At 30.3% G+C, this 13,063-nt stretch carries 10 protein-coding genes; 2 read left to right on the top strand and 8 right to left on the bottom strand.

Annotation, left to right across the window (positions count from 1 at the left end; all coding sequences use genetic code 11):
- Positions 1-15: 15 nt before the first annotated feature.
- The 3 genes from rdgB to uvrA are packed head-to-tail and all read right to left on the bottom strand — an operon-like array spanning position 16 to position 4,775.
- Entirely contained in the window at positions 16-603 is a 588-nt protein-coding gene (rdgB, locus tag IPH62_12720; GenBank protein ID MBK7106138.1) for an RdgB/HAM1 family non-canonical purine NTP pyrophosphatase, read from the bottom strand.
- A complete protein-coding gene (locus IPH62_12715; protein ID MBK7106137.1) occupies positions 603-1,943 on the bottom strand; it encodes an amidohydrolase family protein in 1,341 nt (446 codons plus the stop codon). The genes rdgB and IPH62_12715 overlap by 1 nt, the downstream gene beginning before the upstream one ends.
- A 6-nt stretch (positions 1,944-1,949) precedes the next feature.
- Entirely contained in the window at positions 1,950-4,775 is a 2,826-nt protein-coding gene (uvrA, locus tag IPH62_12710) for an excinuclease ABC subunit UvrA (GenBank protein MBK7106136.1), read from the bottom strand.
- Between the two features lie 85 nt (positions 4,776-4,860).
- Between uvrA and IPH62_12705 the strand changes: the two genes are divergently transcribed.
- A complete protein-coding gene (locus tag IPH62_12705) occupies positions 4,861-5,493 on the top strand; it encodes a YigZ family protein (GenBank protein ID MBK7106135.1) in 633 nt (210 codons plus the stop codon).
- A 115-nt stretch (positions 5,494-5,608) separates the two neighbouring features.
- A complete protein-coding gene (locus IPH62_12700; protein MBK7106134.1) occupies positions 5,609-6,037 on the top strand; it encodes an Rrf2 family transcriptional regulator in 429 nt (142 codons plus the stop codon).
- A 2-nt stretch (positions 6,038-6,039) separates the two neighbouring features.
- Here IPH62_12700 and IPH62_12695 read toward each other — a convergent pair whose 3' ends face one another.
- From IPH62_12695 to IPH62_12675, 5 genes are all read right to left on the bottom strand, one after another.
- Entirely contained in the window at positions 6,040-6,690 is a 651-nt protein-coding gene (locus IPH62_12695; GenBank protein ID MBK7106133.1) for an O-methyltransferase, read from the bottom strand.
- 2 nt (positions 6,691-6,692) lie between these two features.
- Entirely contained in the window at positions 6,693-8,654 is a 1,962-nt protein-coding gene (locus IPH62_12690; GenBank protein ID MBK7106132.1) for a S8 family peptidase, read from the bottom strand.
- Positions 8,655-8,666: 12 nt separating this feature from the next.
- Positions 8,667-9,584, bottom strand: a complete 918-nt coding sequence (gene lepB, locus IPH62_12685) for a signal peptidase I (GenBank protein MBK7106131.1) — start codon at positions 9,582-9,584, stop codon at positions 8,667-8,669.
- A gap of 78 nt (positions 9,585-9,662) precedes the next feature.
- On the bottom strand, positions 9,663-11,456 hold the full coding sequence (gene lepA, locus IPH62_12680; GenBank protein ID MBK7106130.1) for an elongation factor 4: 1,794 nt from the start codon (positions 11,454-11,456) through the stop codon (positions 9,663-9,665).
- A gap of 235 nt (positions 11,457-11,691) precedes the next feature.
- A complete protein-coding gene (locus IPH62_12675) occupies positions 11,692-13,038 on the bottom strand; it encodes a hypothetical protein (protein MBK7106129.1) in 1,347 nt (448 codons plus the stop codon).
- Between the last annotated feature and the right edge of the window lie 25 nt (positions 13,039-13,063).

Genomic DNA, 13,063 nt, shown 5'->3' with positions numbered 1-13,063 from the left:
AACGTTTTAACGTTTCTACGTTTTCACTTCTTCAATTTTCTTCTTCAACAAATTAAATGCTTTTGCTCTGTGACTAATTCTATTTTTATCTTCCAAATTCATTTGAGCTAAAGTTAAGTCAAATCCATCCGGTTGAAAAATTGGATCATAACCAAATCCATGTTCACCTTTAAATTCATTTATAATTTTTCCCGGCAAATCTCCCAAAACAGAAATTCTATTTTTTTCATCAACATAAACTGCACTACATAAAAACTTTGCCAAATGTGGTTCGGGAAAATTTTTTAGTTCATTTAACAATTTAATATTGTTATCATAATAAGAAACATCTTCTCCGGCATAGCGCGCAGAAAATATTCCCGGTTCACCATTTAATTGATCTACAGCTAAACCTGAATCATCGGCAATTACCGGAATTTTAAATCCACTAAAAATTTTATCAGCTTTAATAAATGAATTTTCTTCAAATGTTTTTCCATCTTCAATAATTTCTTCGGCAAACCCAATTTCTTCCATAGAAATAATTTCAAATTTTGTATCTGAAAAAATATTTCTTACTTCTATTAATTTTCCTTTATTTCCGGTTGCAAAAATTATTTTCATCAATTTAACTTTGCTCTTTTTAATAATTCATTAAGTTCAATTTTGCCTTTTTCGTATAATTCATCTTCATTATAATTTAATGATTTTCCATTGCGAACAACCCAATCGCCGTCAATCATTACTTCTTTAACATTTTCGTTACTTGCAGAAAAAATAATTGTTGAATAAATATTTTCATCAATTAATGTTTGATTTGGTTTCTCCAAATCCAAAAAAACTAAATCGGCTTTTTTACCAATTTCAATACTTCCAATTTCATTTTGCAGATTTAAAGCTTTCGCACCTTCAATTGTTGCCAAACGAAAAACTATTAAAGCATCCATCGCAGTTGGCGAATATCTTGGTTTTTGAATTAATGATGCCAATCGCATTTCTGTAAATTGACTTAAATTATTATTGCACGGCGCTCCATCCGCACCAAGCGAAACCGAAATGTTTTCTTTTAAATATCTTGGAATATCTGCAACTCCGGAACCAAGTTTTAAATTTGAAGAAGGACAATGAGAAATTCTTGTTTTAGAATTTTTCAACAATCCAATTTCCTTTTCATTTACGTGAATTCCATGAGCCAAAACCGTATGATCTCCAAGAATATTTATCGAATCGAAATATTCTATATTTTCCATATTGTGCATTTGTTTAACTGCTTCAATTTCACTTTTATTTTCCGATGAATGCGTGTGATAAATTGAATTTTGAAAATCTTTCATCATACTTTTTGTTTCTTTTAGCAAATATTCCGAACACGATAAAACAAATCTTGGTGCAAAACCGTATTTAATTTTTTCATTATTTGAATTGTGAAATTCCTTTGCAAGCTGATATGATTGATTCAAACTACCTTCAGTATTTTCTATAAATTTTGGATAAAGTGAATTTATATCCATCATACATTTCCCGGATATTGCGCGCATATTAGATTTTATTAATTCATCAAAAATAATTTCGTGATGATTAATTGTTCCCATATCCAAAATTGTTGTGGTTCCGCCTTTTTGTAATTCATGAATTCCTAATTGAGCCGAAAGTTTTAACGAATTTTTATCATGCGAATTTTCGTAAGGAAATATTTTTTTCTGAAGCCAATCAAGAAGTTCCATATCTTCAGCCAAACCTCTAAATAAAGTTTGACAAAGATGAACATGTGTTTGAACAAAACCGGGAATTAACGTAAGATTTGGAAAATTAAAAATTTCTACATTGAATTTATTTTTATCAATTTCTTGAACTGGAAAAATATTAATAATTCTATTTCCCTCAATTTCTACAGCGTGATTGAAAAGTATTCTATTTTGTTCATCAACAGTTAAAATATTTTTTGGAATAATTATTTTTTTCATTTCAAATTAATTTAATTGCAATTCTTGTTTTAAATATTTTCCGGTTAAACTTTGAGAATAATTAATTATTTCTTCCGGTGTTCCTTCTGCAATTATGTTTCCGCCAAATTCACCGCCACCCGGACCTAAATCAATAACGTGATCAGCAACTTTTATAACATCCAAATTATGTTCAACAACTACGACCGTATTTCCTTTATCAACAAGTTTATTTAAAACACCAAGCAAAATATTTATATCTTCAAAATGAAGTCCGGTTGTCGGTTCATCTAAAATATAAATTGTTTTTCCGGTTCCGACTTTGCTTAATTCCGTTGCCAATTTTACTCTTTGCGCTTCTCCGCCGGAAAGCGTTGTTGCTTGCTGACCAAGTTTTATATATCCCAAACCAACATCGTTCAATGATTTTAACTTTCTTTTTATTCGAGGCATTTCTTCAAAAAATTCTAATGCAGATTCAATCGTCATTTCCAAAACATCATTTATAGATTTTGTTTTGTACAACACTTCTAAAGTTTCTCTATTATATCTTTTTCCGTTGCATTCTTCGCAAATAACATAAACATCCGGAAGAAAATTCATCTCAATTTTTTTCAATCCATCGCCTTGACATTCTTCGCATCTTCCTCCGGAAACATTAAAACTAAATCTTCCCGGAGAATATCCTCTAATTTTTGATTCCGGTAATTGCGAAAATAAATCTCTGATAAATGTAAATAATCCGGTATAAGTTGCCGGGTTTGATCTTGGAGTTCGTCCAATTGGGGATTGGTCAATCTCAATTATTTTATCAATAAATTCCAATCCTTTTATTTCTATAAAATCCAAAGGAATTGTTTTTGAATTATAAATTTTTCGCATTAAAATTCTAACAAGCGTTTCATTTATTAATGAAGATTTTCCAGATCCGCTTACTCCGGTAATAGCAACAAATTTTCCAAGTGGAATTTTGAGATGAACATTTTTAAGATTATTTCCGGTTGCACCAATAATCTCCAAATTTTGATTTGTATCAATTCTTCTTTCTGAAGGAATCTCAATCGATTTTTGATTTAACAAATATGATAAAGTTATTGAATTTTTATTTTCATATTTTGCTAAACTATTTCTATCTCCATGAAAACAAACTTCCCCGCCGTGAATTCCGGCTTTTGGTCCAAGATCAACAATATAATCAGCGTGAGACATTGTTTCTTTATCATGCTCAACAACAATTACAGTGTTGCCCAAATTTCTTAATTCTTGAAGTGACTTAATTAATTTTATATTATCACTTTGATGAAGTCCAATGCTGGGTTCATCCAAAACATATAATACTCCGGTAAGCTGAGAACCGATCTGCGTTGCGAGTCTAATTCTTTGAGATTCTCCGCCGGAAAGTGTTCTTGCAGAACGATTAAGTGTTAAATACTCTAATCCAACATTTAATAAAAAATCTAATCTGGAATTTATTTCTTTAATAATTTGATGTGCAATAATTGCAGCATTGCCCTCAAGTTTAATATTTTCGCAAAATTCTTTTGTTCTTACGATTGATAAATTTGATACTTCACTAATATTTAATCCATTGATTTTTACAGCTAATGATTCTTTCTTTAATCTTCCGCCGTTACATGTTGAGCAAATTTGAGAATTCATAAATGATTCTGCCCATTCTCTAATTTTAGATGAGGTAGTATTTTCAAAATAATTTTGAACATACTTTTTTAATCCGGAAAATTTGTGCATATAATTTGCATTTTTTCCATTTCCAAAAGTATAAGTGAAAGGAATTTTTTCTTTGCTTCCGTACAGAATTATATTAAACTGCTCTTCTGTCAAATCTTTAATTTTAGTTTTGTAATCAAAATTAAAATGCTTTCCCACAGCTTCAAGCTGATTGTAAAACCATACTTTTCTTGGCTTCCCTATTGGTTCTAAAGCACCTTCATTAATTGTTTTATCAAAATCCGGAATTAACAATTTAATATCTAAATCTTTTTTTTCACCTAAGCCGTCACAATCGGGACAAGAACCATAAGGGGAATTAAACGAAAATGAATTTGGCGCAAGTTCTTGAAAACCAATTCCACATTCAGCGCAAGCAAAATGTCTGCTGAAAATATGATCCGCATTTTCAGAATTTATAATTAAACTTCCGTTTCCAAAATTTAACGCAACTTCAATGGACTCAGATAATCTAAATCTTGATTTCTCCGAAATTTGCATTCTATCAATTACAATTTCGATATTGTGAATTTTATACCTATCAACTTTATAATCTTTAGTAAGTTCAATAATTTCTTCATCAACTCTAACTTTTAGAAACCCATCTTTTTGAATGTCTTCAAAAAGTTCGCAGTAATGTCCTTTTCTTCCGCGCACAACTGGAGCGAGAATTACAATTTTCTTTCCATCAAAATTTTCTAAAATCTTATCAATAATTTGATCAGCTGATTGCTTTTTAACAACATTCCCGCAATTGTAGCAATGAGCCGTTCCAACTCGCGCATATAGTAATCTCAGAAAATCATAAATTTCCGTAATTGTTCCAACTGTTGATCTTGGATTTCCGCCGGAAGATTTTTGTTCAATAGAAATTGCCGGACTTAGTCCTTCGATTAAATCAACATCTGGTTTTTCCATTTGACCCAAAAATTGCCGGGCATATACAGAAAGTGATTCAATATATCTTCGCTGTCCTTCGGCAAATATTGTATCAAACGCTAATGATGATTTTCCCGAGCCGGATAAACCCGTAATTACTGTTAGAGAATTTCGAGGAATTTCTAAATTTATATTTTTTAGATTGTGCTCTCTTGCACCTCTAATAATTATTTTGTCTTGTATCATTAAATAAATTTGGAATTGTTCAAACAATTATATTAGTTAAAGGTTAGCTGAAAATCAATTTTTATTATTTATAAAATTTACTACAATGAATCATTCAGAAAAAATTTTAACGATTAAAAAAAATAACTCATATAAATTTAAAGAAAAAGGCTCCTCTTTTTTAGGATATGCAATTAATATTTCATCAAATGAAAATGTAAATTCTGAATTAAAAAATCTTAAAAAAGAATTTTATGATGCAACTCATCATTGTTACGCATACAAACTTAATTCCGGAGAAGAAAAATATTCAGATGATGGAGAACCAAATGGAACAGCCGGATTACGAATTTTGAATGCAATAAATCATTTTAATTTAACAAATATTTTAGTTGTTGTTCTAAGATATTTTGGCGGAACAAAATTAGGTGTTGGTCCACTTGGAAAAGCGTATTTTAAAAGTGCATTTGAAGTTTTGCAAACATCAGAAATTATCGAATTAACAAAATTTGAAAGAATCGAAATTTCTTACAATTATGAAGATATAAGTAAAATTCATCACTTGATAAAAAAGTTTGAATGTGAAAAAATTATTGAAAAATTTGAAAAATCACCCGTAATATCTTGTTATATTGAACCATCAAAAATAAAATTTCTTGAGACTGAGATTACAAATATTTCTCAAGGAAAAGCTCGTTTACAAAATAAAAATGAACAAATTTATTTAGAGTTGACTTAAATAAAATTTAAGTTGATAAAAAGTTCCGATTTACTTAAATTCATTTTCGGATATTAAACTCCTTATAAATTTTGATAATTGTATTTTAATTAAAATTTTTCTTTAAGAGGTAAGCATGATTTACACAAAAACCGGTGAATATGCGATTAGAGCAATTCTGTTCCTTGCAAGGCAATCAAGTGATATGTTAGTTATGTCATCCGATATTGCAAAAAAAGAAGATATTCCTTCACATTATCTGGCAAAAATTTTACAAAGAATGGCAAAATACGGTTATGTCGATTCTTACAAAGGACGCGGCGGTGGTTTCAAAATTACAAAGCTGGCTTTGGATAGCTCGATTTTAGAAATTGTAGAAAGAATTGAAGGTCCGGTTATTACATTAAAATGCGTTACGGGTTTGAAAGAATGTTCTGATGAACATCCTTGTCCGTTACATGATGAGTGGAGTAAGTTAAGAGATAATATTCACTTTTTAATTTCAAGTAAATCTGTAAGAGAAGTTGCTGCAGAATATACCGAAACATTAAAAAGAAAAGTATAAATTTATTTTTCACCAATTTTGATGGCTAAACCTAAACCATCACCAATTGGCAATATTGATGATTTTAATCCCGGGAAGTTCAAAAAATATTTGTTGAATTTTCTAATTACTTCCGTGCTGATTTTTAATTTTTCCGGGATTTCCTTTGAAGCTGTAAACCCTTTCCAAAGTAAATTATCTATCAAAATTATTCCGCCGATTTTCAATTTATCAAAAGATAAACTTAGTAATTTTTCATAATCTTCTTTATCTGAATCAAGAAAAATAAAATCATAAACATTTTTCAAATTTGGAATAATTTCAAATGCATTTCCTTCAATTATATTAATTTTTTCTGATAAACCAAATTTGGAAATGAATTCTTTGGCAAGTTTGATATTATCTTTACTTAATTCAATTGTGTCAATTTTCCCTTCATTTTGTAATATTTTAGCAACTCTTATTGTAGAGTATCCTATTGCTGTACCAATTTCTAAGAATGTTTTGGGACTATAAATATGTAGTAGAAGTTCTAGGAAATTTGCGGAAATCTTTTCTAAAATCGGAATTTTATTTTCTGCAGCAAACCTTTCTATTTCTTCAATTAATGGATCAACTTTAATTAGAGAATTTTCTAAATAATTTATTTGCTCTGGAAATAAAATATTAGACATGTTTACTTTAAAAGCATCATTTTTTTGGTTTCAGAAAAATCTGAAGTTCGAAGTGTGTAAAAATAAATTCCGGAAGCTAATTTTTTCGAATCGAAATAAACAGAAAAATTCCCCTTTGATTTATTTTCATTTACCAAAGTTGTAATTTCCCTTCCTAAAATATCATAAACTTTTAATTGGATATTTTGAAATCTTTCATTTGAAAGAGAATAATTTATAATTGTTCCATGATTAAATGGATTAGGATAATTTTGCAAAAGCTTAAAAGATTGCGGTATTTCTTCTGTTGTATCGTTAATTAAATCATCAAAATATAATTCATAAAATCCTTCTTTTGGATCTCTGATTATATTATTCTGCAAATCTTTATAAGTAAAATAAATTTTATTATTGGTTGAGGAAATTTCTGACGGTAATTCGATTTGATAATAAATTCCACTTTTTTGATTTACGGAAAACTTATTCCCACTTTCGGAAATCACTTCAACTGTATTGGTTTGAATTCCAAATGAATCGGAAATTATTTTATTTATAAAATATTTATCGGATATCATTTCTAAATTTGGAAATAAAATAGCTTTCAGCGAAGAAACTAAACCGTAACCGATACTTGTATTTGGGCTAACTTGATTATCACCGCTTTTAATCAAAATACTTCTAATTTGTTTATTTGATAAATGCGGAAAAGCTGATAATAATTGTCCGGCAATTCCCGCCACAATTGGAGCCGAATAAGAAGTTCCGTTTCCAAAAGAGTATGAACTTTCGTTTCCGGCATTTGCATTAAATACTGAAACACCTTGCGCAACAACTTCCGGCTTAATTCTTCCATCGTAAGTTGGTCCGCGTGAACTAAATGAAGCAATTGTATTTGAACTTGTAACTGCTCCGATTGTTAAAGTATTAAATCCATCACCGGGAGCAGAAATATAGTACCAATAAGTGGAATCATTCCCAACACTATTTCCTTCATTTCCCGCAGATGTAATTACTGTGATCCCCTTTTCAAATGCTAATTCTGCGGCTTTTGTTACAATTGTAGTTTTTCCATCCATATCTTCATAAGTATAGGAAAAATCTGTTTTATCAAATACGCTGTAACCTAAAGATGAAGTTGTAATATCAACCCCGATAGAATCCATCCATTCCAAAGCTGCGGCATAGTTATCTTCTTCAACGTGAGTTTCTGAAGGAACATATTCTGTTTTCGCTAAAATGAAAGAAGAATTAAAAGCTGGCCCTACAATTTTTCCTTCTTCAAATCCGGCTAAAATTGAGAATACGCTTGTTCCGTGATTATGTTGCGTTGAAACATCTTCATCGGTTTCATTTGCAGTTAAACTATCATTAAAAACAAAATCGTGTTCTGCAATCACATTTTTATTTTTTAGTGAATTTACAGTTTGCCAATCAAAACCGGTGTCCAAAATTCCAATAATAACTCCTTCGCCGGAAAAACCAAAATCGTGAACAGCGGGAATTTCCGAAAGTTCATTTTGTGTTAACGAAGATCCATAATCATATGTATAAGTTTGATTTGATTTTGAAAGTACGTTATTTTTTTCGGAATTATCATTTATTGGTTTTAACGATTTTAATTTTCTAACTTTTTCAATTTTTGAAATAAATGAAAATTCTTTAATTCGATTTAATTCATCATTACTAAGAAAAGCACTTACGGCATTGAACCATTTTAGCTTATTGATAATTTTAATATTACTTTCTTCCAACTTATCAATATAATTTTCATTTATTGGAAGATCGGAAATTGTTAAATAATTTTCACCCAAATTTTTCTTTCTTCGTTCAATACTTTTTTCTGAAAGAATCTCATTTGAAATTTTTTCTTTATCAGCAAACTTAGAAAGCACATCACCTTTATCTTTGAAGTAAATAAGATATTTTTCTTGCGCAATTAAAGATGCAGTAAATAAAATTGTAAAAATTATTATTGATGTTTTCATTACTTCACTTTTTTAACGAACTAATTTAGCAATTCTATTAAATCTTGTTGAGCCTAAAAGTTTGAAAAAATTACTAAATGGAATTTCGGGATTCCACGACCAATAAATCATTAATGCTTCACCTACAATTTTTTCGCGGGGAACAAATCCCCAATATCTGCTATCTGAACTATCGTCTCTATTATCGCCGATTGCAAAATAATAATCTTGAGGAATTTCATATTCGGTAGTTAATTTTCCGTTAATATAAATATTTCCATCAACAACTTTTACAACTTCTTTTCCATAATTTCTATTAATCAAAGTTCTATAAGTTTCAATATTTTGTAAAGTTAGTTTTATAATATCTCCCTTTTTGGGAATTACTAATGGGCCGTATTGATCTTTATTCCAACCGCTTCCTTTGGGGAAAATATCTGGTCGTGTGTAACTTTTTGGTAAAATCTGCGGAACTAAATATTGAATATTTGCTGGGCGATGCAACTCGTTTCCATTAACAAATATTACTTTATTTTTAATTTCAATAGTATCTCCGGCTGCTGCCACGCATCTTTTTACATAACTTAAAACTTCAGTTGGAACAATTACATCTCTATCTCCGGGATATTCAAAAACAAAAATATCGCCTTTCTCAGGCTCGTCTATTGCCGGTAATTGATAATACGGGAGCACAACATTTGTAAAAGGAATGTTTCTTGGAGTTGATGCTCCGTAAATAAATTTATTTACAAATAAAAAATCACCGACCATAATTGTTTGTTCCATAGAACCGGTTGGAACTCTTGAAGTTTCGATAAAGAATGTTTTTATTAACAAAGCTGCGATTGCCGCATAAAATAAATTTTTCCAAAAATCTAAAAATTTATGCAAAGGTGTTTTATTAAGTTTTATAATCTGCCTTTCTTTATTTTTTTCATCTTTTGAAAGCATAAGAATTTTTTCCAAGTTTAAATTGTGAACCTATTTATAGTTTTGTTATTCAATTTTGTTTCAAAGCAATTTCAAAAATTATTCATCAATTTGTAATACGGCAAGAAATGCTTCTTGAGGAATTTCCACATTACCAATCTGTTTCATTCTTTTTTTGCCTTCTTTTTGTTTTTCAAGTAATTTACGTTTTCTCGTAATATCACCGCCGTAACATTTTGCAAGTACATTTTTACGTAAAGCTTTAATACTTGTTCTGGAAATAATTTTATTTCCGATTGCGGCTTGAACTGCAATTTCAAACATCTGTCGGGGAATTAAATCCTTTAATTTTGTGCAGACTTTCCTTCCCCAATCATAAGCTTTGTCTTTATGAACAACAATTGAAAGCGCATCTACAACATCACCGTTAAGCATAATATCCAATTTCACAAGATCAGAAATTCTATAGCCAATAAATTCATAATCAAAAGAAGCGTAACCTCTCGTTGTAGATTTTAATTTATCAAAGAAATCAAAAATAATTTCTGAAAGCGGAAATTCATATTCAACATCTGCACGCGTTGGATCTATATAAGTTGTATTTTTATAGATTCCTCTTTTCTCAATTGCAAGTTTCATAATATTGCCCAAATATTCGCTTGGGACAACTATTTGAGATTTAACATAAGGCTCTTCAATTCTTTCGATATCGCCAACCGGAGGAAGTTCTGCCGGATTATCAACAATTACTTTTTCACCATTTCTTTTATATGCATGATATTCAACGTTTGGTAATGTTGTAACAATTGATTGATTATATTCGCGTTCAAGTCTTTCTTGGATAATTTCCATGTGAAGCATTCCAAGAAATCCGCAGCGAAATCCAAATCCTAAAGCTGCAGAAGTTTCCGGAATAAAAACTAATGACGCATCATTAAGTTGAAGTTTTTCAATTGCATCTCTTAAATCTTCATAATCATCGGAATCAGATGGATATAATCCGGAAAAAACCATTGGCTTAATATTTTTATATCCGGCAAGCGGAGCTTCTGCGCCATTTCTTGCATGCGTAATTGTATCGCCGACTTTTGTATCGTGAACATCTTTAATACTTCCAATGACGTAACCAACATCGCCGGTGCTTAATTCTTCAGTTTTGATTTTCTTTAAACCCAGAATTCCAATTTCCTCAGCTTGACAAACTGCGTTGCTTGCAAAAAATCTAATTTGATCTTTTGTTTTAAGAACTCCATTTACAATTCTTACATAAGCAATTGCTCCGCGATAAGCATCAAAAACCGAATCAAAAATTAGGGCTTGTAAAGGTTTGTTGGGATCACCATTCGGCGGAGGAATTTTATGAATAATTGCATCTAGAATTTCATCAAAACCAATTCTAGCTTTTGCGCTTGCTAAAATTATATCATTTTCTTCACAGCCAATTAAATCAATTATTTGATTTTTAATTACATCAACTCTTGCGCTTGGCAAATCAATTTTATTTATAATTGGAATAATTTCCAAACCCGCTTCAACTGCTAAATAAACATTGCTGATTGTCTGAGCTTCAACACCTTGAGCGGCATCCACAACAAGTAAAGCGCCTTCGCAAGCAGCAAGTGATCTTGAAACTTCGTAAGAAAAATCTACGTGTCCGGGTGTATCAATTAAATTCAGATTATATAATTTATTATCGGAGTGTGTGTAACTCATTTTTATTGCGTGAGATTTTATTGTAATTCCTCTTTCACGCTCTAAATCCATATCATCTAAAAGCTGGGCTTTAGCTTCCCTTTTAGATACGGTTCCGGTAACATCCAAAAGCATATCTGCCAATGTTGATTTGCCGTGATCAATATGTGCGATTATGCAAAAATTTCTAATATTTTCCATTATGTCTTTTAAAATTTAGCTTAGAAATATACCTATTGATAAGGCAATTTCCAATTTGAGTTAGAAATGGTAACTTCCGAAAATATTTAAAATGTTATTTCCATGATCCGTTAATTACAGACTGGAATCTATTGAATTCTCACTGGATTCCCACTTTCGTGGGAATGACAAGCATTTTTTAATTTAATTTTTCAAAAGTTTTCAATTGTTAAATCTTGGCAGTTTGAGAAATAATTTATTGCTGAAAATTAAGCGGAAAGATAAATGAAATTCGCGGCTCAATTTTTTTCTGAGGTTTGTATCGAATAAAATTATCATTTTGATCACGAACCGGAGTGAACGTCCAATTGTAAATCATAGAAACTAAAATATAAGGATTTAGTTTATAACCCAATTCCGCAAAAAGATAAGATCTATTATCCAAAGTAAATAAATCTTTTTCATCTTTAATATTTATTTTATCGTAACCGGCGCGAGCAACAAATACTCCATTTTCCGGAGAAATTTCTGTTCTTAAATTTAGCGAACCACTTTTGGGATTTTCATCATAACGCTGATAACTTCCGAAAACAAAAAATGAATTAATTACGGAAATTAATAATTCCCCGTAGTATCCATCGCCCACTTTTATTCCATCATTTAAAGTTTGAATTTTACTATTTACTGAATGAGATGTTTCATTAATTTGAAATCTTTCTAATTCATAAAATGAATTAAAATATGCCGGCAAATAACTTACACCATTCCATCTTCTTTCAAGTTTGGTTCTTACATCAACTAATCCAAGTCCATAAAAATCTAAAATAATTCCGGCGCTTCTTCCATTCCCAAAATCTAAAATTTCCGCATAATCATAATAAATATCGGAGTTAACCACACTTGTTCTAAGTAATGGAAGACTAAAATCAAAACCAATAATTTCTGTAGCGCCTAAATCTTTGGAGGATTTATATTCTTCTTTTATTGAATCATAATTAACTTCAACAACTCCAGCATTTTTATTAAAATCCGTAGAGTAAGTTGCTCCAATTTCAAAAGCTCCAATAATAGGAATATCTGCCAAAGTAGTTGCTAAAAGCGGTCGAGTAAAAGTTCTAAAACCAATAATTCCCGTTTCTGCAAATGTGCCGTAAACCGATTCAACACCATAATAATCAAAATCAAGATCAAACTCCAAACCTACTTTTCTTGAATCAAAACTTGGACTATTATTATACAAATACATTATACTTCCGTGACCAATTGTAGCAAAATCTAATGCTCCCAATCTTATATAAAACGGATCATTTTTTTGTCCGTATCTTACATAACGAATTAAACTGAGATAATCCGAAGTTTCATTAAAATTTTCGTGTCGAAGTTTTCCGTTTTTATCGAAGTCTAAATTAAGATCTAACCCAATTCCAAATTTGGCAAATGCAATTTCCGGGAAAAGATGAACCGAATAATATGGCTCTTCATCAATCCAAGTTAAACCGGCTGCACCGCCGATAAATCCTTCGTTGGGATTTGGTCTGAAAATTTGTGCGGAAGTTAAAATTGAAAACGTTAACCAAATTGTAAAGAATAATTTATTTTTCATGAAATTATAAATAATAGAATGAATA

Source organism: Ignavibacteriota bacterium (assembly GCA_016708125.1).
Taxonomy (GTDB): Bacteria; Bacteroidota; Ignavibacteria; order Ignavibacteriales; family Melioribacteraceae.
This window is presented reverse-complemented; position numbering and strand designations above follow the sequence as displayed.

Coding starts and splice junctions, on each gene's coding strand:
- IPH62_12690 (MBK7106132.1), bottom strand. CDS start 8,654: ATGAAAACATCAATAATAATTTTTACAATTTTATTTACTGCATCTTTA.
- rdgB (MBK7106138.1), bottom strand. CDS start 603: ATGAAAATAATTTTTGCAACCGGAAATAAAGGAAAATTAATAGAAGTA.
- lepA (MBK7106130.1), bottom strand. CDS start 11,456: ATGGAAAATATTAGAAATTTTTGCATAATCGCACATATTGATCACGGC.
- uvrA (MBK7106136.1), bottom strand. CDS start 4,775: ATGATACAAGACAAAATAATTATTAGAGGTGCAAGAGAGCACAATCTA.
- IPH62_12695 (MBK7106133.1), bottom strand. CDS start 6,690: ATGTCTAATATTTTATTTCCAGAGCAAATAAATTATTTAGAAAATTCT.
- lepB (MBK7106131.1), bottom strand. CDS start 9,584: ATGCTTTCAAAAGATGAAAAAAATAAAGAAAGGCAGATTATAAAACTT.
- IPH62_12705 (MBK7106135.1), top strand. CDS start 4,861: ATGAATCATTCAGAAAAAATTTTAACGATTAAAAAAAATAACTCATAT.
- IPH62_12715 (MBK7106137.1), bottom strand. CDS start 1,943: ATGAAAAAAATAATTATTCCAAAAAATATTTTAACTGTTGATGAACAA.
- IPH62_12700 (MBK7106134.1), top strand. CDS start 5,609: ATGATTTACACAAAAACCGGTGAATATGCGATTAGAGCAATTCTGTTC.
- IPH62_12675 (MBK7106129.1), bottom strand. CDS start 13,038: ATGAAAAATAAATTATTCTTTACAATTTGGTTAACGTTTTCAATTTTA.